At 73.9% G+C, this 20845-nt stretch carries 17 protein-coding genes and 1 riboswitch; all 17 genes read right to left on the reverse strand.

The genetic code is table 11. The annotated features are described in order from the left end of the window. Positions 1 to 111 precede the first annotated feature (111 nt). The 17 genes from ribH to ACFWYW_RS06405 all read right to left on the reverse strand — a co-directional run bounded on the left by ribH (position 112) and on the right by ACFWYW_RS06405 (position 20560). The gene (gene ribH / locus ACFWYW_RS06325) at positions 112 to 582 is read right to left on the reverse strand and encodes a 6,7-dimethyl-8-ribityllumazine synthase (RefSeq protein ID WP_379618660.1); all 471 of its coding nucleotides are present in this window, start codon (positions 580 to 582) and stop codon (positions 112 to 114) included. Next, a complete protein-coding gene (locus ACFWYW_RS06330) occupies positions 579 to 1790 on the reverse strand; it encodes a bifunctional 3,4-dihydroxy-2-butanone-4-phosphate synthase/GTP cyclohydrolase II (RefSeq protein WP_379618662.1) in 1212 nt (403 codons plus the stop codon). Before ACFWYW_RS06330 ends, ribH begins: the two co-directional genes overlap by 4 nt. Continuing rightward, a complete protein-coding gene (locus ACFWYW_RS06335) occupies positions 1787 to 2437 on the reverse strand; it encodes a nicotinamide riboside transporter PnuC (RefSeq protein WP_379618664.1) in 651 nt (216 codons plus the stop codon). Before ACFWYW_RS06335 ends, ACFWYW_RS06330 begins: the two co-directional genes overlap by 4 nt. 32 nt (positions 2438 to 2469) lie before the next feature. Next, complete coding sequence (locus ACFWYW_RS06340) at positions 2470 to 3060, reverse strand: riboflavin synthase (protein ID WP_379618666.1); 591 nt, start codon at positions 3058 to 3060, stop codon at positions 2470 to 2472. Next, positions 3060 to 4496: a bifunctional diaminohydroxyphosphoribosylaminopyrimidine deaminase/5-amino-6-(5-phosphoribosylamino)uracil reductase RibD gene (gene ribD / locus ACFWYW_RS06345; protein WP_379618668.1), complete on the reverse strand. Its 1437-nt coding sequence runs from the start codon at positions 4494 to 4496 to the stop codon at positions 3060 to 3062. The genes ACFWYW_RS06340 and ribD overlap by 1 nt, the downstream gene beginning before the upstream one ends. Before the next feature lie 26 nt (positions 4497 to 4522). Beyond that, a riboswitch (FMN riboswitch) is annotated at positions 4523 to 4653 on the reverse strand. 82 nt (positions 4654 to 4735) lie between these two features. After that, positions 4736 to 5545, reverse strand: coding sequence for an oxygenase MpaB family protein (locus ACFWYW_RS06350; protein ID WP_379618670.1), 810 nt, complete (start codon positions 5543 to 5545; stop codon positions 4736 to 4738). Between the two features lie 213 nt (positions 5546 to 5758). Beyond that, positions 5759 to 6430 (reverse strand): ribulose-phosphate 3-epimerase, encoded by a 672-nt coding sequence (gene rpe / locus ACFWYW_RS06355; RefSeq protein ID WP_379618672.1) that lies wholly within the window; start codon positions 6428 to 6430, stop codon positions 5759 to 5761. Between the two features lie 61 nt (positions 6431 to 6491). Further along, positions 6492 to 7463, reverse strand: a complete 972-nt coding sequence (locus ACFWYW_RS06360) for a phosphatase PAP2 family protein (RefSeq protein ID WP_379618674.1) — start codon at positions 7461 to 7463, stop codon at positions 6492 to 6494. Between the two features lie 73 nt (positions 7464 to 7536). Next, the gene (locus ACFWYW_RS06365; protein WP_379618676.1) at positions 7537 to 8976 is read right to left on the reverse strand and encodes an RsmB/NOP family class I SAM-dependent RNA methyltransferase; all 1440 of its coding nucleotides are present in this window, start codon (positions 8974 to 8976) and stop codon (positions 7537 to 7539) included. Continuing rightward, positions 8973 to 9902 (reverse strand): methionyl-tRNA formyltransferase, encoded by a 930-nt coding sequence (gene fmt, locus ACFWYW_RS06370; RefSeq protein ID WP_379618678.1) that lies wholly within the window; start codon positions 9900 to 9902, stop codon positions 8973 to 8975. The genes ACFWYW_RS06365 and fmt overlap by 4 nt, the downstream gene beginning before the upstream one ends. Before the next feature lie 2 nt (positions 9903 to 9904). Beyond that, positions 9905 to 10453 (reverse strand): peptide deformylase, encoded by a 549-nt coding sequence (gene def / locus ACFWYW_RS06375; RefSeq protein ID WP_379618680.1) that lies wholly within the window; start codon positions 10451 to 10453, stop codon positions 9905 to 9907. Between the two features lie 34 nt (positions 10454 to 10487). Then, positions 10488 to 11819, reverse strand: coding sequence for a hypothetical protein (locus ACFWYW_RS06380; protein WP_379618682.1), 1332 nt, complete (start codon positions 11817 to 11819; stop codon positions 10488 to 10490). A gap of 38 nt (positions 11820 to 11857) precedes the next feature. Further along, entirely contained in the window at positions 11858 to 13447 is a 1590-nt protein-coding gene (locus tag ACFWYW_RS06385) for a hypothetical protein (protein ID WP_379618683.1), read from the reverse strand. Positions 13448 to 13496: 49 nt separating this feature from the next. After that, positions 13497 to 15575 carry a primosomal protein N' gene (locus ACFWYW_RS06390; RefSeq protein WP_379618685.1) on the reverse strand — a complete coding sequence of 693 codons (2079 nt, stop codon included), beginning with the start codon at positions 15573 to 15575 and terminating at the stop codon, positions 13497 to 13499. Positions 15576 to 15584: 9 nt separating this feature from the next. After that, positions 15585 to 16736 (reverse strand): globin domain-containing protein, encoded by a 1152-nt coding sequence (locus tag ACFWYW_RS06395; RefSeq protein WP_379618687.1) that lies wholly within the window; start codon positions 16734 to 16736, stop codon positions 15585 to 15587. Between the two features lie 146 nt (positions 16737 to 16882). Then, positions 16883 to 18133: a LuxR C-terminal-related transcriptional regulator gene (locus tag ACFWYW_RS06400; protein ID WP_379618689.1), complete on the reverse strand. Its 1251-nt coding sequence runs from the start codon at positions 18131 to 18133 to the stop codon at positions 16883 to 16885. A gap of 150 nt (positions 18134 to 18283) precedes the next feature. Further along, on the reverse strand, positions 18284 to 20560 hold the full coding sequence (locus tag ACFWYW_RS06405; protein WP_379618691.1) for an ATP-binding protein: 2277 nt from the start codon (positions 20558 to 20560) through the stop codon (positions 18284 to 18286). Positions 20561 to 20845 lie beyond the last annotated feature (285 nt).

The following is a 20845-nucleotide window of genomic DNA, read 5'->3' on the forward strand; positions in this document are numbered from 1 at the left end:
ACTTACCGCACGTCGGGGTCGGTCCGGCGAGCGGACGGCCGCGGCCACCGGCCACACCCGTGGCAGGCCGCCCGCGACCGCGCCGCCCGCCACCTGGCCGGCGCCCGGCGATCAGACGGTCAGCCCGCGTAGCAGCAGCGCCGTCTCCAGCGCCGCCAGGGCCGACTCGTAACCCTTGTCCTCCTTGGCGCCGGGCCCGCCCGAGCGGTCCTCGGCCTGCTGGAGGTTCTCGCAGGTCAGGACGCCGTTGCCGACCGGGGTCTCCTCGTCGAGCGAGATCCTGGTCAGTCCCGCGGTCACCGAGTCGCAGACGTACTCGAAATGGGCGGTCTCCCCCCGGATCACCGCCCCGAGCGCCACCACCGCGTCGCAGCGCCTGGCCAGAGCCTGCGCCACCACGGGGATCTCCAGCGAACCTGCCACCCTCACCACGGTGGCGCGGGCGCCGCTGTCGTCGCAGGCCTGCACGGCCCTGGCCACCAGCCGGTCGGTGATGCCCGCGTGCCAGCTCGCCGCGACGATCCCGACCTTGAGGCCGGAGGCGTCCACCACGGACGCCCCGGGCCGTCCTTCTCCGCTCATGAGGTCTCCTCCACGAAGTGGCCGAGCCGTTCCCGCTTGGCCGTCAGGTACCGCTCGTTGTGCGGGTTCACGGCCACCGGCATCGCCTCGCGGCCCAGCACCTTGATGCCGTAGCCGTCCATGCCCTTGAGCTTGGCCGGGTTGTTGGTCAGCAGCCGGATCGACTTGACCCCCAGGTCGGCCAGCATCTGGCCGGCGTTGGAGAACTCGCGGGCGTCCACCGGCAGCCCCAGCTCCAGGTTGGCGTCGACGGTGTCGCTGCCGTTGTCCTGCAGGCTGTACGCCTTGAGCTTGGCCAGCAGGCCGATGCCACGTCCTTCGTGCCCGCGCAGGTACACGACGACGCCCCTGCCCTCCTCGGCGATGGCGGCCATGGCGTGGTCGAGCTGTACGCCGCAGTCGCAGCGCAGCGAGCCGAACACGTCGCCGGTCAGGCATTCGGAGTGGGCGCGGACCAGGACGTTCTCGCCGTCGCCGAGGTCGCCGAGCACGAGCGCGAGGTGCTCGCCGCCGTCCAGCGAGCTGGAGTAGCCGTACGCGCGCCACGTGCCGTGGCCGTTGGGCAGGCGGGTCTCGGCGACCCGGGTGACCATGCTCTCGGTACGCCGCCGGTGCTCGACGAGCTGCTCGATGGAGATGAGGGCGAGGTCGTGCTCGTCGGCGAAGGCGCGCAGCTCGGGCAGCCTGGCCATGGTGCCGTCGTCGTTGACGATCTCGGCCAGGACGCCCGCCGGTGACAGCCCGGCCAGGCGGGCCAGGTCGACGGCGGCCTCGGTGTGGCCCCTGCGCATCAGGACGCCGCCGTCGTGGTAACGCAGCGGGAAGATGTGGCCGGGCCGTACCAGCTCATTGGGTTCTGTGGCGGAGTCGGCGAGCGCGCGGATGGTCTTGGCGCGGTCGGCGGCCGAGATGCCGGTGGTGACGCCGTCGCGCGCGTCGACGCTGATGGTGTACGCGGTCCGCATGCGCTCGCGGTTCTGGAACACCATGAGCGGCAGGCCGAGCCGGTCGAGCTCCTTGCCTTCCATGGGCACGCAGATGACGCCGCTGGTGTGGCGGATGGTGAAGGTCAGGAGCTCGGGGGTGGCCTTCGCGGCGGCGAAGATGATGTCGCCCTCGTTCTCGCGGTTCTCGTCGTCGACGACGATGACGGGCCTGCCGTCGCGGATGTCGTTGATGGCCCGTTCGACCTGGTCCAGCATGGTCATGTCGCCACCGCCATGGGCTTGAGCTCGGCGGTTCGTGTGCGGTACTCGCGCAGCCACTTCACGAAGCCGATGAGGACGAGGATGAAGAAGAGGCCGTAGACGGCGCCGGAGACGTAGAGCTGGGAGCGGAACAGCAGCGGCACGCCGACCAGGTCGACGGCCATCCACACGATCCAGAAGTCGACCAGCGCCCGCCCCTGCGCCCAGGTGGCGACGGCCCCGCCGACGAAGATGTACGCGTCGGCGGCCACGAGGAAGAGGCTCTCCGGCCCCGGCGCGTGCACGCCCCACGACAGCGGCAGCTCGAACAGCACCCACGCCCCGTAGAACACCGTGGCGACCAACGCGGTGCCGAGCAGCATCGCGGCGATCAGCCCGACGCGCTCCCCCAACCGGGCCGGGCGCACCTCAAGGGCCTGGCCGCCCTGGGTGCCCTGGCGCCACTTCCACCAGCCGTAGACCGCCAGCGCGGCGAACAGGACCTGCTTCAGGGCGTTTCCGGTGACGTGCGCGCTGACCGAGGCGATGAACAGCAGCACCGCCCCCACGAACTGCACCGGCCACGTCCAGATGGACTTGCGCATGGCGAACAGCACGGTCGCCACCGCGAACACGTTGCCGAGCAGATCGGTCCACTTGACCGGCAACCCGAACACATTGATTGAGGCATCTGCCCAGCTCACCGCAGTGCCACCAGCCTTTCCACATACTTGGCGATCACGTCGACCTCCAGGTTCACCAGCTCCCCGGCCACCCGCCGTCCCAGGTTGGTCAGGCGCAGCGTGGTCGGGATGAGGCTCACCCCGAAGCTGTCGTCGTCAACCGTCGTGACCGTGAGACTGATTCCGTCGATCGCGATCGAGCCCTTCTCCGCCACATATCGGGCGAGCTGGGCGGGCAGGCTGAAGCGCAGGTTGTCCCACGCCTCGCCTGGCTCCCTCGACAGCAGTACGGCGGTGCCGTCCACGTGGCCCTGCACGATGTGACCGCCGAGCCGCTGGTCGGCGCGGACCGCGCGCTCCAGGTTGACCGCCGAACCCTCCTTGAGCCCGCCGAGCGAGGTGCGTTCCAGCGACTCCTTCATCACGTCGACGGTGAACACCCCGTCCGCCGACTCCACGACGGTCAGGCAGACGCCGTTGACGGAGATGGAGTCGCCGTGGCGGGCGTCGGAGGTGACGATCGGGCCGCGTACCGACAGCACGGCCGAGTCCCCGCGTGTTTCGAGGGCGACGACCTCGCCCATTTCCTCGATGATTCCGGTGAACATCACTTCTCCTTAGGGGAACCCGGCCGCGCGGTGAGCCGCAGGTCCGGGCCGATCATGGAAACCTCTTCGAAGACGAAGGAGTGGATGCCGGCGATCGTGGACACGCCCGCCTGCCCCAGCGCCGCCCGCCCCGAGCCGAGCAGCGCGGGTGCGACGTAGGCCACGACCCGGTCGACCAGGCCCTGCCTGACGAACGAGCCCGCGAGCGTCGGGCCGCCCTCCAGAAAGACACTCACCACGCCGCGCCGCCGCAGCTCCGCGAGCAGCGCGTGCAGATCCAGCCCGTCCGGCCGGTACGGCAACCGCGCGAGCTCGGCCGTCAGACCGGTGCGCGTGGTGTCGGCGATGGCCACGAGGGTCGGCGCCGCCCCGTCGAGCACCCGCGCTCCGGCGGGCGTACGGGCTCCCGAATCGACCACCACCCGCAACGGCGGCCGCGCCCGCCGCCGCGCCTCGGCAAGCTGCTCCCGCATCACCCCGTCCAGCCCGCGTCCCAGCCCGTCGTCCGGCCCGCGTCCCAGCCCGCCTCCCAGCTCGCTCGCCGGCCCTCCGTCCGGCCCGTTCTCCGGTCTGTCGTCCGGTACGGCTTTCACCGGACGGGCGGTCAGGAGCGGGTCGTCGGCCAGGACGGTGCCGATGCCGGCGATGATCGCGTCGGAGGCGGCCCGCAGCCGGTGGACGTCCTGCCTGGCCTCGGGCGAGGTGATCCACTTGCTGGTGCCGTCCGCGGCGGCCGAACGCCCGTCGAGGGTGGCGGCGAACTTCCACGTGACATGCGGCCTGCCCAGCCGCACCGAGGTCAGCCACGCGGCGTTGACCCGCTCGGCCTCCTCGCCCAGCAGACCGTGCGCGACCTCGACACCGTGGGCGCGCAGCCGTTCGCCGCCGCCGGCCGCGAGCGGGTTGGGGTCGGGGACGGCGTAGACGACCCGGGCGAGACCGGCGGCCAGGAGCGCCTCGGTGCACGGGCCGGTGCTTCCGGTGTGGTCGCAGGGTTCGAGGGTGACGTAGGCGGTGCCGCCACGGGCCCGCTCACCGGCCGAGCGCAGGGCCACGACCTCGGCGTGGGGGCCGCCGGCGTAGGCGTGAAAGCCCTCGCCCGCGACCTCACCGTGGGCGTCGAGGATGACGCAGCCGACGACGGGGTTGGGGCTGGTCGTGCCAAGACCGAACGCGGCCAGCTCGACGGCCCGCGCCATGTGCCCGGCATCCCACTCCCCCGCGGCATCCCATTTGCCCGCGCCGTGCCGTTGACCGGAGGCGTGCCGTTCATCTGCGGTGTGTTGTTCACCTGCGGCGTGCCGCTCGGCTGCGGGGCGCCGTTCATCGGAAGGGGGGTCATCCCGGAAGGGTTCGTCCACCCCCGGACCTCCTACTCGCCAGTAGCTCCAAGCCACGGCGAACCCCGGGGGTGCGTGGTGCGCGAACGCCACCACAACGGCGCCCGGCCACGGCCGGACGCCTGCGCGCTTCCTCCCATCCGGACTTTAACCGTCGGTCCCGGAATTTCACCGAGTCAACCGGCCGATGGCATCGGCCGGGTCGCGGACTGTAACCGCCGGTTCGGAATTTCACCGACCCCGGAGCACGCTAGCTCTTCTTTCGCCTATCAGTCTGCCATGCCCGAATCGGCATCTGCGACCGCCCCCATATTCTCAACCAAGCGCTCGCTTGGTCAAGCGGCCATGAGCTTGCGTGCCCGGCGGGCGTCGGGGGCGTAGCGCATCTGGGCGGGTACCAGGCCGAGACCCGCGTGCAACGTCCGCAGCGTGGCGGTGGCCCACAGGTCGCCGACGGGGGTGGCGGGCAGGCCGTACAGGCGGCGCGCCCAGCGGGGCAGGGTGGCGAACGCCAGCAGCGTCAGGGCGGGAAGCACGGGCTTGAGCGGCGCCAGCCGTAGCGGCAATGGCGCGGTCAGCGACTGCAGCAGCGGGTGCCCCGCCTCGGGCACCAGGCGCAGTGCCGGCCGCTCCGCCTCGACGTAGGCGCGCAGTTCGGCGACGCTGCCCGGGGCGTCATCGGGATTCAGGCCGACGACCTCCGCGGCCCGCCGCCATTCCAGGACGAACCGGTCGGCATCCTCGGCCGACAGCCGTACACCCGCCCGCCGCGCCACCGACAGGTAGGAGTCCACCTCGCCGACGTGCACCCACATGAGCGCACCGGGCTCGTCCAGCCGGAAGCGCTCGCCGGTGTCGGGGTCGTCGGCGCGGAGCATGGAGTGGATCTTCCGCACCCGCTTACCGGCCCGCTCGACCTCGGCCAGCGTGCCGTAGGTCCGGACCCGGACGAACTCGGTGGTCCGCATGAACCGCGACCAGGCCTCGTCGGGGTGCATGAGCGCGGAGTTCTGCAGGACGCCGCGCATCGCCCTCGGGTGCAACCCCTGCATCAGCAGCGCCCGGAACCCGCCCACCAGAAGGATGGGCTCCCCCATCACCCGCCACGTCACCGATTCCGGCCCGAACAGCCCATGGTCCGTCATAAGTAAACAGTTACCCATAACCCCCAACCAGACAAACGTTCCAGTACCCCCCTGGAGCCAAGGGATCCCACCTCAAGTCCCCGCCACCGGCCCGAAACACGGACCCCGGCGAGCCACTCGGTCTCCCAGGGCCGGAGGGCCGTTCTTCGCGCTGGGGGTCAGTGGTCCAGCACGCCGGCACCGGAAGAGCGGGTTTCCGGTGCCGGGGGCGGGTTAGATCGCGCCGCCTGGGCGGGGGACGCTCTCGGCCAGGGCGCGCAGCTCGTCGATGGCGGCGCGTGGGTCGGTGGCGCCGTAGACGGCGCTGCCCGCCACGAACACGTCCGCGCCCGCCTCGGCGCAGCGTTCGATCGTGTCGGCGGCCACCCCTCCGTCCACCTGGATCCAGATCTGCCCCCCGTGGCGGGACACCAGCTCACGAGCGCGGCGGATCTTGGGGAGCACGACGTCGAGGAAGCGCTGTCCGCCGAAGCCGGGTTCGACCGTCATCAGCAACAGCATGTCGATCTCGCCCAGCAGGTCCTCGTACGGGGTGACGTCGGTGGCGGGGTTGAGGGCGAAACCGGCCCGCGCCCCCAGCGCCCTGATCTGGCGCAGCGTCCGTACCGGCGCCTTGGCCGCCTCCGCGTGGATGGTCACGCTGCCCGCCCCGGCCTCGGCGTAGGCGGGGGCCCAGCGGTCCGGGTCCTCGATCATGAGGTGGCAGTCGATCGGCGTGGACGTGGCCTTGAGCAGCGCTTCGACGACGGGCAGCCCGAGGGTGAGGTTGGGCACGAAGTGGTTGTCCATGACGTCCACGTGGAGCCAGTCGGCGTTGGGCACCGCGGCGGCCTCGTCGGCGAGCCGGGCGAAGTCGGCGGACAGGATGCTGGGCGAGATCTGCACGCTCCGATTCTAGGGAAGCCCCGGACCCGCACCGGGCACCGGCCGTCTCCCGGGAAACCTTCTACGGCACCTTGCGCCCGGCTCCGTCCATCAGGCCCAGCCGGATGAACGTCAGCGGCGCCCCGAGCTGCACCCACAACGTCAGCAGCGCGTACCGGAGATAGCGCAGCACATCGTGCTCCGGCAGCAGTTCCCGCAGCCCGAACCATACCGCCGCCACCACCACCGACCCGAGCGCCCACCGCGCCGCCTTCCGCCCGAGCGTCCCGCGCACCGAGAACCACCCGAGCCGGTACATCACCGACGCCCCCGCCAGCATCCCCAGCACCGACCCGCACATCGCCACCAGCGTGTCGAGCGCGGCGGGATCGACGTCCCCGGCCTGCTGCCACGCCGCGGGCAGCGACCACCCGGCATGAGGCACGTTGGCCAGCGCGGCGGCCCCCAGCGGGAGTACCGAGACCAGCGCCGACGCGGCCAGTTGCCAGCCGAGCGTCAGCCCCCGCCACCACCGTACGGCGGGCGGCTCCAGCTTCACCACCAGTACCAGGACGGCCACGCCCAGCAGCACCCCCGCCACCACGTCGGAGATGAAGTGCACCCCCAGGTAGACCCGGGACAGCCCGATGAGCGCGACCGCCGCCACCGCGCCCCACCACGCCCACGGCCGCCGCACGGCCGCGGCCAGGGCGCCCCACGTGGCCGTGGCGATCTGCGCGTGCCCGGACGGCAGCCCGAACGTCCCCTCCAGCGACAGCGGCCTGACCCGGGCGTCCACCCAGTAGGGACGCGGCGCGTGGAACAGCAGCTTGAGCACCGCGTTGCTGGCCGCCGCGCCCAGCACGACCACGCCCATCCGCAGGCCGAGGCGGGGGCTGACGCACCAGTACAGGACGGGCAGCAGGAACAGGAAGGTCTGCTCGCTGCCGAACAGCGACACCGCCTCCATCACCGGTTCCAGCCAGCCGGGCAGCCCCTGGAGCGCGATGATCGGCCCGAGTTCGGCCCCGCGCAGGCCGTCGAGGATGTCCACGTGGCCGATGGGACCACACCAGCCCAGGGCAAGGACAGGCTTAGAAGGCGAATCGTAACCTAACGCTTGCTTGTTACCGCTTGCGGAGCAGGGCCAGGAACATCGCGTCCATGCCGTGCCGGTGCGGCCAGAACTGCGCGTGCGGGCCGTCGCCGAGATCGGGCACCTCGGTCAGGTACGAGCGCGCGTCCAGCTGCTCGACGTCCTCCCGGCCCCGCAGCACGTCGGAGACCACGATCCCGGTCTCGGCCAGGTGCGGCGAGCAGGTGACGTAGGCGACGACGCCGCCGGGCCGTACCGCGTCGAGGGCGGTGCCCAGAAGGCCGCGCTGCAGCGCGCCGAGACCGGGAACACCCGCGGGGTCGCGGCGCCACCGAGCCTCGGGACGGCGGCGCAGCGCGCCCAGGCCGGTGCAGGGCGCGTCCAGCATGATCCGGTCGAAGGCGCCGGACCGCCAGGCGGGCTCGGTGCCGTCGGCGGTGATCACCGAGGCCTCGCGGGTGGTCTGCCAGACCAGGCGGGCCCGGTGGTACTGGACGTCGGCGGCCAGCAGGTGCTTGCCGCCGGGGAAACCCTCGTCGGGGTCGCCGTAGGCGGCGATGGCGTCGAGCAGGCCCGCCTTGCCGCCGGGGCCCGCGCACATGTCGAGCCAGAACTCGTCGCGGCCCTCCACCGGCACCCTGGCCAGGGCGAGGGCGACGAGCTGGCTGGCCTCGTCCTGCACGGCGGCGCGGTACTCGGCCACCGCCGGCACCTGGCCCGGGTCGCCCTCGGGCAGGTAGGCGGCATAGGGCGAGTAGCGGCCGACCTCGGCGCCGGAGTCCTGCAGTTCGGGCACCGAGCTGCGGCCGGGACGGGCCACGAGCGTGACCAGCGGGCGTACGTTGTCGGCCGCCAGCAGATCGGCCGTCTCCGCGTCGTCGCCGCCGAGCGCGTCGCGGAAGGCGGACACGATCCAGCGCGGGTGGCTGTGGGCGATCGACATGTGGCCGACCGGGTCCTCGGGGGCCACGATCGGGATCCAGTCGTCGAGGGACCTGGCGGCCACCTTGCGCAGGACGGCGTTGGCGAACTTGGAGGCGCCGACGCCGACGCGCAGCCGTACCAGATCGACGGTCGTGCCCACCGCGGCGTGCGGCGGCACGCGCATCTTGAGCAGCTGGTGGGCGCCGAGCCGCAGCGCGTCGCGCACGTCGGGGTCGGGCGCGCGGTCGGTGCAGTACTCGATGATCGCGTCGTAGGTGCCGAGCCCGCGCAGCGTCCCGTAGGCCAGTTCGGTGGCGAGCGCCGCGTCGCGCCCGCCCAGCCGCCGCTCGCGCAGCAGGCGCGGCATCAGCAGGTTGGCGTAGGCGTCCCGCTCGTCGACGGCCCGTAGCACGTCGAAGGCCGCGTTGCGCGGCTCGTCCCGCACCGGCCCCTTCCCGGTACGGCTCCCGCCGCCCCTGCCCCGGCCGTAGCCGCCGTCACCACGACCGCGGCCCCGTGCGCCGCCGTCCCCCCGTGAAGCCGTCACGCGAACTTGTCCCCTTCGCCCAGGCGCGAGCCGCGGGCCCACTCGGCCGCGCTCATCGCCCGTTTGCCCTGCGCCTGCACCTCGGTCAGCTCGACCGGATGGGTGGCGGTGCCGACCAGCACCTCATGCTTGGTTGCCGCGATCACCCCGGGCTCCAGCCGGGCGGCGTCGGGCCGCGGCCGGACCGGGCCGAGCTTGACCCGCTGGCCGCGGAACTCGCTCCACGCGCCGGGGTTGGGCGTGCAGGCGCGCACGAGCCGGTCGATCCGCATGGCGGGCGCCTGCCAGTCGGCTCTGGCGTCGTCCACGTTGATCTTCGGTGCGTAGCTGATGCCGTCGGCGGGCTGGGGCCGGGGCTCCAGGGTGCCGTCCTCGATCCCGTCGAGGGTGGCGGCCAGCAGTCCGGCGCCGGAGATCGACAGGCGCTCCAGCAGCGCTCCGCTGGTGTCGCCGGCGCGGATCTCCTCGGTGACGACGCCGTAGACGGGCCCGGCGTCGAGTTCCTTGACGATCCGGAAGGTGGCCGCGCCGGTGATCTCGTCGCCGTGGAGCACCGAGTGCTGCACGGGGGCGGCGCCGCGCCAGGCGGGCAGCAGCGAGAAGTGCAGGTTGATCCAGCCCCGGCTGGGGACGTCGAGCGCGGACTGCGGCAGCAGCGCCCCGTAGGCGACGACCGGGCAGCAGTCGGGCTCCAGCGCGCGCAGCCGGTCGAGGAACGCGGGGTCGCCGGCCTTGGCCGGGCGCAGCACCTCGATGCCGGCCTCCTCGGCCAGCTCGGCGACGGGCGACGGGTGCACCTTGCGGCCGCGGCCGGTCTGGGCGTCGGGGCGGGTGACCACGGCCACGACGTCGTGGCGCGGGGAGTCGATGAGGGCGCGCAGCGAGGGCAGGGCCGTCTCGGGCGTGCCGGCGAAGACCAGGCGCATGGTCAGAGAGCCTTCCCGCCGGTGGCGTGCGGGGAGATCTTGACCGCCGGCGGGGTCAGACCGCTCCACTCGGCCTCACGGATGGCCTTCATCGCGAGCTTGCGCTGCGCGGAGTCCATCCGGTCGATGAACAGGATGCCGTCGAGGTGGTCGGTCTCGTGCTGGAAGCAGCGGGCCATCAGGTCGGTGCCTTCGAGAGTGACCGGCTCGCCGTGCATGTTGAGTCCCTTGGCGACGGCGCGGATGGCGCGGGGCGTCGGGAAGGACAGGCCGGGGAAGGACAGGCAGCCTTCCTCGCCCTCCTCGTCGAGGTCGGCCGACAGGTCGAGGTCGGGGTTGATCAGGTGGCCGAGCTGGTCGTCGACGTAGTAGGTGAAGACCCGCAGGCCGACGCCGATCTGCGGGGCGGCCAGGCCGGCGCCCGGCGCGTCCATCATCGTGTCGGTCAGGTCTTTGACCAGTTTGCGCAGCTCCTTGTCGAAGTCGACGACCGGGGCCGCCGGGGTGCGCAGCACCGGGTCTCCGAACAGCCGGATCGACTGGATCGCCAAGAGGCCAACTCCGTTCCGCGAAGGCAGGGTGGGATCAGCCCAGTTTAGTGGTCAGGAGCGACCTTGCTTTCATCGCGGCCTTGCGCGCCGCCTTGGCGACGGCGGCGTCGCCGTGGGTGGAGGCCAGGAGTTCGAGGACGGCCACGGTGTCGGGGTGGCTGGAGCCGGCCATCTCCCCCACGCTCCTGACCAGGTCCTCGCCGGACTCCAGTGCGCCGAACTCGCCGACGGACTCCGGGCTGCCGGAGATGTGGAGCAGGGCGGCGACGGAGTCGACGGCGATCCAGGTGTGGTCGTCGGAGCTGAGCGGCGGCGCGTCGAGGTCGCGGATGTGCAGCCAGGAGGCGGCGTAGCGCCACATGGTGGGGTCGGCGAGCGAGTCGCGTACCGGTGACTGGGCCTCGGGGCCGAGCTCTTCGAGTATGGCGCCCACGGCGCCGCGGTGGCCGGCGCCGCCGGCCGTGGCGACGGCCAGGAGGTCGCGGGCGGCCTGCTCGGGCGGGCGGCGCTCCAGCCAGGTCGTCACGGCGCTCTGCGTGACCGCGCCGCTGACCAGGGACTCCACCAGCGCTTCCGCGTCGAGCCCGGCGAAGACCTCGACCTCGGCCAGCGTGGGCGCCTCGTGGCCCTCGCGCAGCAGGTCGTGGCGGACGGCCCAGACGCCGAGCGGGGTCAGCGCGATCCGGCCGGTGCCGGTCTGCTGCACCAGGCCGCAGTAGGTGAGCAGGGACAGCGCCTCCAGCAGCTCGCCCGGCAGGCTGCCGCTGAGCTCGCGCAGCTCGGCCTGGCTCGGCTCGCAGGCGACCTCGTGCGACTGCAGCAGGCCCTTGGCGAGGTTGGCGATGGCCACGCCGGAGCGTACGGAGTAGATGGTGGCGAGGGTCTCGGCCAGGTGGCCGTCGATGACGCGTGAGCCGGTCAGGCGGGAGGACTCGGCCTGGTCGAGTACGTCCATGACGACGCCGTCCCAGAACTCCAGCGTGCCCTCGACGGGCAGGCGCAGGGGCAGCGCGCCGCGCGAGGCGGTGCCGCGCACGATCTGGAGCAGGCGGGTGTTGACCGCCACGATCCAGGCCAGCCGCAGCCGGGCCGGGGAGACGCCGAGCTCCTTCGCCGCGGCGGCGGCGTCGGTCTCGGACAGCAGCCCCTCATCGGTGACCGGGCGCTCGCCGGTCCAGGAGGTGAGCTTGATGGCGTCGGCGACGAGCGGCACCCCCGGCACCGCGGCGGCCAGCTCCGCGTCGGCGGCCGGCGCGACAGGCGGGAACGTCAATGCCTCCCTGACCTGGGGCGCGGGCGTCTCCACTGGAGCGGGCTCCTCGATCAGCTTGCGGAGCTCGGCGAGGTCGAAGACGTTGTTTGCCACCCACGAAACTTACTGCACACGAGTCACAGGGATGTACTTCATCGGATGGCTCGTGAGCGCGCTTTGAACGCCGCCTTGCGCGCCGCCTTGGCCTCTCCGCTGCCCGGCAGGGACCGCCCGAGCAGTTCGAGCACCTCGACCACGTCCGGGTGGTCGACCCGCCACATCTCCTCGATGAGGTGGGCGGGCGGGCCGGAGGCGGCCATGTTCTCGGCGAAGATCTCGGGGTCCTCGCGGGCCGCCGGCATGGCCAGCGCGAGCATGTCCACGCTGACCCACAGGAGCTCGTCCTGGGTGAGCGGCGGCGCGGGCATGCCCCTGGAGGTCAGCCAGTGGATGGCGTGCGGGCGCAGTTCCTCGTCGCCGAGCACCGCGCGCAGCGCCGGTTCCGCGGCGGCGCCGAGGTGGTCGACGATGGTGACCGCGATGCCGCGGGCGACGGCCGGGGCGCCGGTGGCGGCGGCCAGCAGCTCGGCGGCGGCCCGCTCGGGGGTGCGCCCGGCCAGCCAGCGTTCGATGTCGTGCTCGGCCGCCTCGGTCGGCATGCCGTCGAGCAGTCCCTCGATGAGGCCGACCGCGTCGGCGACGGCGAGGTCGGGCGCCTCGGGGGCGTCGCGGCCATGGGCGAGGTAGAGCTCGCGCAGCCCCCAGACGGCCAGCGGGCTCAGCCCGGCGCCGTCGTGCCGGCGCTCGACCAGCCCGCACCAGGCCAGCCGGTCGAGCACCGCCTCGACGTCGACGTCCGCGTCGGCCAGCTCGAACACGTGGTCGGCGACCACCTCGTCCGGCACCCGCGCCTGCAGGCGGTAGAGGCGGTCGAGCAGGTCGTAGAGGGCGTCGTCGAGCTCGGGCAGGCCGGTGACCGCGCCGGCGGTGTCGTGTTCGACCAGGTAGGCGACGGTGCTCGCCCAGCCGCCGAGCCCCTGGTGCCCGGCCAGCGCCCACAGCAGCCTCGGCTCGGGCACCGGCGCGGCGGCGGCGTCCTTGGCGCGCAGCGCGCCCTTGGCCGTGGGGGTGCTGCCCCGGTCGCCCAGCCAGGCCAGCAGCCGGTCGCGGTCGGCCAGCAGGGCCACCTCGCCGAGCGCGGCCTCCAGCTCGCGCGCGGAGGCCAGCCGTACGGCGGGCAGCGGCGTGCACGCCGGGCAGTCGCAGGGCGCCTCCTCGATCTCGGGAAGCTCACTCCCGGGCGCGTCGGCGGAGGGGATCGCGATGTCCTGCTCCAGCGATTCCGGGCCGATCGAGCTGAACAGGCTCTTGGCCATGCCGAAGTTGGCCGGGTCGGCGAGGGCGGCGGGCATCTCCTCGGCGATCTCGCTCAGCCGCGCGCGCATGGCCCGCGCCCGGTCGGCGCCGGCGGCGCCGGAGGACTCGAGGTAGTCGACGAGCGTGCCGGCCGCGGCGATCGACTCGGGGGCGCTCTCCGGCGGCGCGATCACCTTGCGCGGGTAGATGGACAGCAGCAGGTCGTCGAAGGTCGATGGAGCGAAGTCGGCCAGCTCGTTCACGCCCAGATAGTCGCTGGCGTAGTCGCAGAGCAGCCGCACCTCGTCGGCGTCCACCTCGACGCCCCGCGCCCGCCCCCATGCGCGCAGGTCGTCGATGGCCCGGTTCACCCATTCGATCGACACAGGGAGACGCTAACGGCTGGCCAACAGATGAGCGAATCGGGGAAAGCGGCTAAATCAGGTCGAGAGGGTCGACACTCACCCGGACGACATCAGCCGCCTTACGCGCCGCACGCACCCCGGTGGCCCCTTTGAGCGCGGCGGCCAGCACGCCGCCGGAGGCTCTCGGGACCCGGATCATGGCGCGTTCCCGCTCGTCGTCGACCTGGACCGGGCCGAGGACCTGGGCCTCGTCCGGCAGGCGGACCTCGTCGAGCATCTGGCGTACGGCGGCGGCCGTACCGGTGAGCGTGGCCATCCGGACCGCGGGCGGGAAGCCGAGTTCGGCGCGGTCGGCGAGCTCGCGCTCGGCGTGCGTGACGGGGTCCCACCGCAGCAGCGCCTGTACGGCCGGCAGCGCCATGTCCGCCAGCACCACCAGCTCGGCGCCGGGCCGCAGCAGGGCGGCGGCGTTCATCCAGCGGCGCACGCCTTCCTCGGCCGCCCGCAGGTCAGCGCGGCCCAGCAGGGCCCAGCCGTCCAGGAGCACGGCGGCGGCGTACCCGCCGTCGGACACGGGCTCCGCGCCCGGCGTGGCCACCACCAGCGCCTTTCCGGATCCGACGCGCGCCAGGACCCCGTCCCTGCCGGACGTCTTGACCGGCACGGAGGGGAAGGCTCGCCCCAGTTCCTCGGCGGTGCGGCGGGCGCCGACCACGACCGCGCGCACGTGCGCGCCGCCGCAGTGCTCGCAGCGCCAGGCGGCGTCCACCCGGCCGCACCAGCGGCAGTAGGGCGCGGTGTGCCCGCTGCGCAGCGCCAGCGGCCCGTGGCAGGCGGCCCTCCCCGGCACGGCGTCGTCGATCCTGTTGCCCTGGTCGGGGGCGGTACGGGTGGGCGGCAGGGCGCAGCGGGCCGGGCGGCGGCACTGGCGGCAGGCGATCGAGGGCAGGTAGCCGCGCCTCGGGACCTGGACCAGCACCGGGCCGGACTCCAGCCCCTCGCGCAGCGCCCGCCAGGCGACGCTGGGCAGGCGGGCGGCGCGGGCGGCCTGGTCCTTGGCCAGTTCGGCGTCCTCGCCCGCCGGGCGCACCCTGGGGGCCTTGGCGCGCACGGTCTCGCGGGCGGCCACGATCGGCCTGGCCCAGCCGGTGGCGATGAGCTGGGTGGCCTCGGCGGTGCGGGCGTAGCCGCCGATGAGCATGGCCGCGCCGCCGCGGTGGGCGCGCAGGGCGAGCACCTCGCGGGCGTGCGGGTAGGGCGCCAGCCGTTCGGCGTGGAGGTCGTCGCCGTCGTCCCAGAGGGCGACGAACCCCAGGTCGGCGACGGGCGCGAACATGGCCGCGCGGGTGCCGACCACCGCGCGCGCCTGCCCGCGCAGCACCCGGAGCCAGCGCCGGTAGCGCTCGGCGGGCCCCAGTCCCGCGGTGAGCGCGACGTGCGCGCCGTCGCCGAGCAGCCGCTCGAGCACCTCGTCGGCGAGTGCCACGTCCTTGCCGTCCGGCACGACGACCAGCGCGCCCCGGCCGCCGGCCAGCGTGGCGCGCACCGCCTCGCCGATCGCCTCGGCCCACCCTCCGGCCCCGGGCAGCGCCGACCACACGGCCCTGGGCGCCCGCCCGTGCTCCAGCGCGTCCAGGAACGACGTCCCCATCGGGTATCCGGCCCAGGCCTGACCGTCTCCGGGCTCCGGCGGGCCGTCCGTGGCGGCCGCCTGCTCCGGCTCCGCCTCGACCTTGGCGTGCCGCGGGGGTACGGCCAGCCGCAGCACGTCGGCCAGCGTCCCGGCGTAGCGGTCGGCCACGGCCCTGGCCAGCGCGGCCACCTCGGCCGTGAGGACCGGCTCCGCCGACACCACCCGCTCGATCGCGGCCAGCTTCCCCCGGTGCTCGCTCTCCTCGGTCCGCTCCAGCAGGAACCCGTCCACGAGCTTGCCCGCGAACCGCACCCTGACCCGCACCCCCGGCAGCGCGCTGTCGTGCAGGGCGGCGGGCACGAGGTAGTCGAAGGGCCGGTCGAGGTGCGGCAGCGGGTTGTCGACCGCCACCCTGGCCACGGGCGCCTCGGGGGCGGGAACGACCGAGCCCTTGGCCTTCTGCGCGGCCGGGCGTACCGCATCCAGCGGCAGCAGGGCGTGGTCGGTCTCGGTCACGCACTACGTCTACCAGACCGTGGCCTCCGGTAAGGCCGGTCGGTCACTGGCCAGGTCGTGGTGGATGCGGGCGCGGGGCACGCCGTCGCGCAGCAGCCTGCGTACGGTGGCCTCGACCATGGCCGGCGGCCCGCAGACGTAGGCCTCGTGGTCGGTCCAGGCGCGGAAGCGCTCCAGCGCGTCGGGCAGCATGCCGCTCAGCGTGTCCCCGGAGGCGAGCCCTCCGGCGGGGCCGCCGTGGGAGACGACGGGCACCAGCCGCAGCCGGGGATGGCGGGCGGCCAGGACGAGCAGGTCGGGCAGGTCGTAGAGGTCCTGGGCGCTCCTGGCGCCGAACAGCAGATGGATGCCGGGCCGCCGGCCCGAGGCGAGGATCTGCTCGATGATGGCCTTCAGCGGCGCCAGGCCGGTCCCGCCCGCGGCGAACAGCAGTTCCCGCTCCCCCTCCGGCGCGGCCATGGTGCCCATGGCGGGCCCGACGGTCAGCTCCTCTCCCGCCCTGGTCTCGTTGACCAGCGCGGTGGAGACGTGCCCGCCGGGCACCGCCCGTACGTGCAGCCGGATGAGGCCGTCGGGCGCGGGCGCGTTGGCGACGGAGTAGGTGCGCCAGATGCGGGGGTGGCGCGTGGTCAGGACGCTCACGTACTGCCCGGCCCGGTACGGCAGGCGCACCGCGGGCCGGAGCGTCAGCACGGCGATGGACTCGCCCCTGCGCTCGTGCGCCACGACCTCGGCCCGCGTCCAGGCGGGCCCGTCGGTCTCGGCGGCGGCGCCGATCATGTGGTTGGCGGCCATGGTGTAGGCGCTGACCCAGGCGGACTCGGTGGCGCTGTCCCACGAGTGGCCGCTGAACCGGCGCACGGCCGCGATCAGGGCCCGGCCGACGGCGGTGTAGTGCTCGGGCGCCACGCCGTACTTGCGGTGGTCGCGCCCGAGCTGTCCCAGGTACTCGCGCAGGTCACGCGGCCGGTCGAGGAGGGCGACGATCTGGCCGAGCGACACGAACAGCCGTTCCCTGCGCACGTCCATGACCGGCGGGAACATCGCCCGCAGCGCGGGGTCCTCCGCGAACAGCCGCCCGTAGAAGTACGCGGCCGCGCGCTCGGCGTGCGGTTCCACCCGGGCGAGGCTGGCCCGCACCAGGGCGGGGTCGATCGACATCGGCTTCCCCTCGTCGCTGTGGTGCCGGCGGATGGACGCGGGGCGCCGGACCCTGGGACCCCTCCCCTGGACGACGCCGGTGGTCACCCGCCGGCATGACAACAGTTCGTCGCCGACCCGGCCTCCCGCATCCGGAGAAGTGCCGATTAATCGCCGGAAGCCACCCAAGCGGCGACATGGGTGCGGGAAGCGAGATGCCCCTTCGCGAGGATGTTGCGGACGTGCGCGTCGACCGTCCGCTTCGAGATCACCAGCCGCCCGGCGATCTCCAGGTTCGTCAGGCCCTCGGTGATGAGCTTGGCGACCTGCAGCTCGCGGGGGCTCAGGACCACGCCACCGGCCTCGGGGCCGCCGCCGGGCGCGGGCACGGGCGCGGCCGTGGCGGCGCCGTAGCGGGCCGTCAGGCGCCTGCGCGCCCGCGCCTCGAGAAGCTCCAGCCCGACCTGACGGTACGGCCGCAGCAGCCGGTAACCGGTCGGCTCCCGCAGTACCACGGAACCGGCGACGAGGTCGCCCAGCACCGCGGCCACCCGCGCCCCGGGCAGGCCCGCCTCGACGCCGATCGCCTCGGCCGTCTCCCGGTCGAAGCCGCCGTCCACCACCGACAACGCCGCCCACAGCGTGCGCTGCTCCACCCCGCACAGCGCGTGGCTCCACTCGACCATGGCGCGCAGGTCGCGCTGGCGCGGCAGCGTGTTGGTGGTCCCCGCCGCCAGCAGGGGGCAGCGGTCGCGCAGCCGGTCACGCAGTTCCGGGGCGGTCAGCGAGCGCAGGCACGCCGCGGCCAGTTCGACGGCCAGCGGCAGGCCGTCCAGGCTCCGGCAGATCTCGGCGACCGCGGCGCGCGTGCCGCCGGACAGGGAGAAGTCGGGGTCGACGGCGGCGGCGCGCTCGGCGAACAGCGTGACGGCGTCGGCCTCCGCCAGCGGCCGCACGTACAGCAGGCGCTGCCCGGCCAGGTCGAGCGGCTGCCGTCCGGCCACCACGATCTTGACGTGGGGCGCCCGGCGCAGCAGTACCTCCGCCAGACGCCCGACCGGCCCGATCAGGTGCTCGCAGGTGTCGAGCACGACCAGCGCCCTGCGCTCGCGCAGCGCCGCGGCGATCCCCTCGGGGGTACGCGCCTGCGGCCGGCCGATCGCGGCCGCCACGCGGGCGGTCAGCGCCGGTTCCCCGGTCACCGCCGACAACTCGGCGTACCAGGTCCCGCCGGGGAAACGCCGCCGGGCGTGGCGGGCGACCCTGACCGCCACGCGGCTCTTGCCCACCCCTCCGGGCCCCGTGACCGCGAGCAGGCGCGTGCGCGCCAGCGCCCGCAGGCCCTCGGCCACCTCGGCCGCGTGGCCGATCATGCTGGTGAACTCGGCGGGGAGATTCCCCCTGCCTCGCTCGACCATGGACCCCTCCCTCCTGGCGGCGGGCCGTCCGTGCCGCGGACCTTGTAGGTTCGCGTCAGCGCGCGAACCGCCCCCGCATCCCCGGACAATGGACACGTTGAGTATTCACGCCATCACCCATGGCGACATCGGGGATTATGCCTATCCTGCTCAGTCTTCCTCCCTCTGCCTGCGCCTGATCACCCATGCGGCGATCTGGCTGCGTCCGGAAAAGCCGAGTTTGGCGAGGATGTTCTCGACGTGCGTGTCAACCGTGCGCCGGGACACGACGAGCCGGTGGGCGATCAGCCGGTTGGTGAGCCCGGCGGCGACCAGGTCGGCGACATCGGCCTCGCGCGGCGTCAGCGGCGCCCACGCCGGAACCGCCCGCGGCTCGCTCTCCTCCGGCTCGCCGGACAGCGCCTCGGCGATCGCCTCCTCCGCCGACAGCGCCCGTCCGGCGGCCTTGACGCGCTCCAGCTGGGGCCCCAGGGCCTCGGCCAGCTCGTCCTGGTACCGCTTGCGCTCGGCCGCCATGTGCGGCGAGCCCAGCAGCGGCCGTACCTCGGCGCCCCAGAGCCGGTGCGCGGCGCTCAGCAGCCGCGCGGCCCGCGCGTGCGCGCCGCGGTCGGCCGCCAGCCACGCCAGCACCTCCACGCAGAACGCCCGCCCGAACGTCGTCTCCACCCGCGCGTGCGTGCGCAGCGCCGCGCGCGCGTGCCCCTCGGCCTCGCCGGTCCGTCCGCACCGCCGCAGCAGCAGCGCCAGCGCCAGGTCCGCCCACGCCGCGCCGCACCCGTCACCCGCCTGCCCGCACAGCCGCGCCGCCCGGGTCAGCACCCGTTCCGCCTCTTCGGTACGGCCCGCCGTCAGCAACGTGAACCCCAGCTCGATCAGGCCGTTGAGCAGGTGGACGCCGCCGTGTCCCGCCAGCCCGTCCACGCTCTCGCGCAGCAGCCGCTCGGCCGCCTCCAGGTCGCCCTCGCAGAACCGCAGCGTCCCGCGCATCTTCGTGAGATGCAGGCCGCCGAGCCTGCCCAGCCGGGCCGCCGGCTCCTCGGCGCCGTCCAGCGCGCGCCGGGCGGCGGGCAGGTCGCCCTGGCCGATGGCGATGTGGGCGAGTTCGAGGTGGGCGCCCAGGCGGACCCAGTCGGGGGCCTCGGTGCCGGGGAGCAGGCGGTCGAGGTACTGCCGGCCGTACCTGGCCATGCCGCCGAACACCCACAGGTAGCCGAGGCGCAGGCCCATCTCCAGACCGGCGGCGCGCCCGGCGGGGTCGGCGGCGTAGGACTCCAGGGCGGCCCGCAGGTTCGGCCAGTCGGAACGTGCCCGCAGCACCTCCTCCACGCGGTCGCGCCCGGCGCGCTCCACGCCGAAGCGGCGGGCGACGGCGAAGTAGTACTCGCGGTGGCGCACCCGCAGCCGCTCCGCCTCGGGCTCCGGCACGCGTCCCATGGCGTACTCGCGCAGGCCGTCCAGCATCCGGTACACGGTGCGCCGCCCGTCGTGCTCGCGGACCACGATCGACTTCTCGACCAGCGCGGCCAGTGTCGGGTAGACGAGGGCGCCGGGCAGGCCGGCGTCGGAGCAGACGCGCTCGGCGGCGTCCAGGTCGAAGGAGCCGGAGAAGACGGTCAGCCGCTCCCACAGCAGCCGCTCCTCCTTGGTGCACAGATCGTGGCTCCAGGCGATGGCCGCCTGCATCGTCGAGTGGCGCCCGCCGCGGGCGCGCGAGTCCGCGTGGCCCAGCGAGCCGTGGGCGTCCATGAGCCGCAGGAGCCGGGCGACGGGCAGCAGCCGGGCGCGTACCGCGGTCAGCTCGATGGCCAGCGGGATGCCCTGGATACGCCGGCACAGCTCGGCCACGACGGGCGCGTTGTCGGGCCGCAGCTCGAACGCCGGGTCCACGGCGGCCACCCGGTCCAGGAACAACGCGACGGACTCGACGTGCGCGACCGCCGCCGGCTCGGTCTCCGGCCCCGGTACGGCCAGCGGCCGGACGATCACGATGTGCTCACCGGGGGCGCGTAAGGCCTGGCGGCTGGTGACCAGGATGTGCAGGCCGGGCGCGGCGGGCAGCAGGGCCTGGGCCAGCCTGGAACAGGCTTCCGCGACGTGCTCGCAGGTGTCGAGGACCAGGAGCATGCGCCGATCGGCCACGTGGGCCGCCGACTCGGCGGGCGCGCTGACGCCCAGGGCCTGGGCGATCGCCTCGTCCACCGCTTCGGCCGTGGTGGCGCCGGACAGCTCGACGTAGGTGACGCCGTCGGTGAAGGCCCGCCGCATGAGCTGCGCGGCGCGTACGGCCACGCGCGTCTTGCCCACGCCCGCTATCCCGGTGACCGTGACCAGGCGGCTGCGCTGGAGCATCCTGCGGACCCCGGCGACCTCCTGACGGCGGCCCACGAAGCTGGTGACGGCGGTGGGGAGGGCTGCCCGCGACAGCATGGTCCCGCACCCCCAACAAGCCGCACCCGCGGCCCCGTGTGGCAGGCCCGGTTCTGGAAGATCCCTGAGAACACGTTATATGGATCTTGGACCGGACACACACGGCCCCCGCCCTGCCGCACACTCCGAACGCGGTCCCGCCCCACCCTGACGCTCCGCGCGGGCGTCACACACGGGCTCCCCTCACCCCGAGCACGCAGGCCCCGGCCTCCCGCAACACCCGTGGCCACACAGGAGCCAGCCCTGGAGGCCCTGAGCCGCAGCACCCTGAACCGCAGGGCCCTG

It is taken from the genome of Nonomuraea sp. NPDC059023 (assembly GCF_042740095.1).
Lineage (GTDB): Bacteria > Actinomycetota > Actinomycetes > Streptosporangiales > Streptosporangiaceae > Nonomuraea.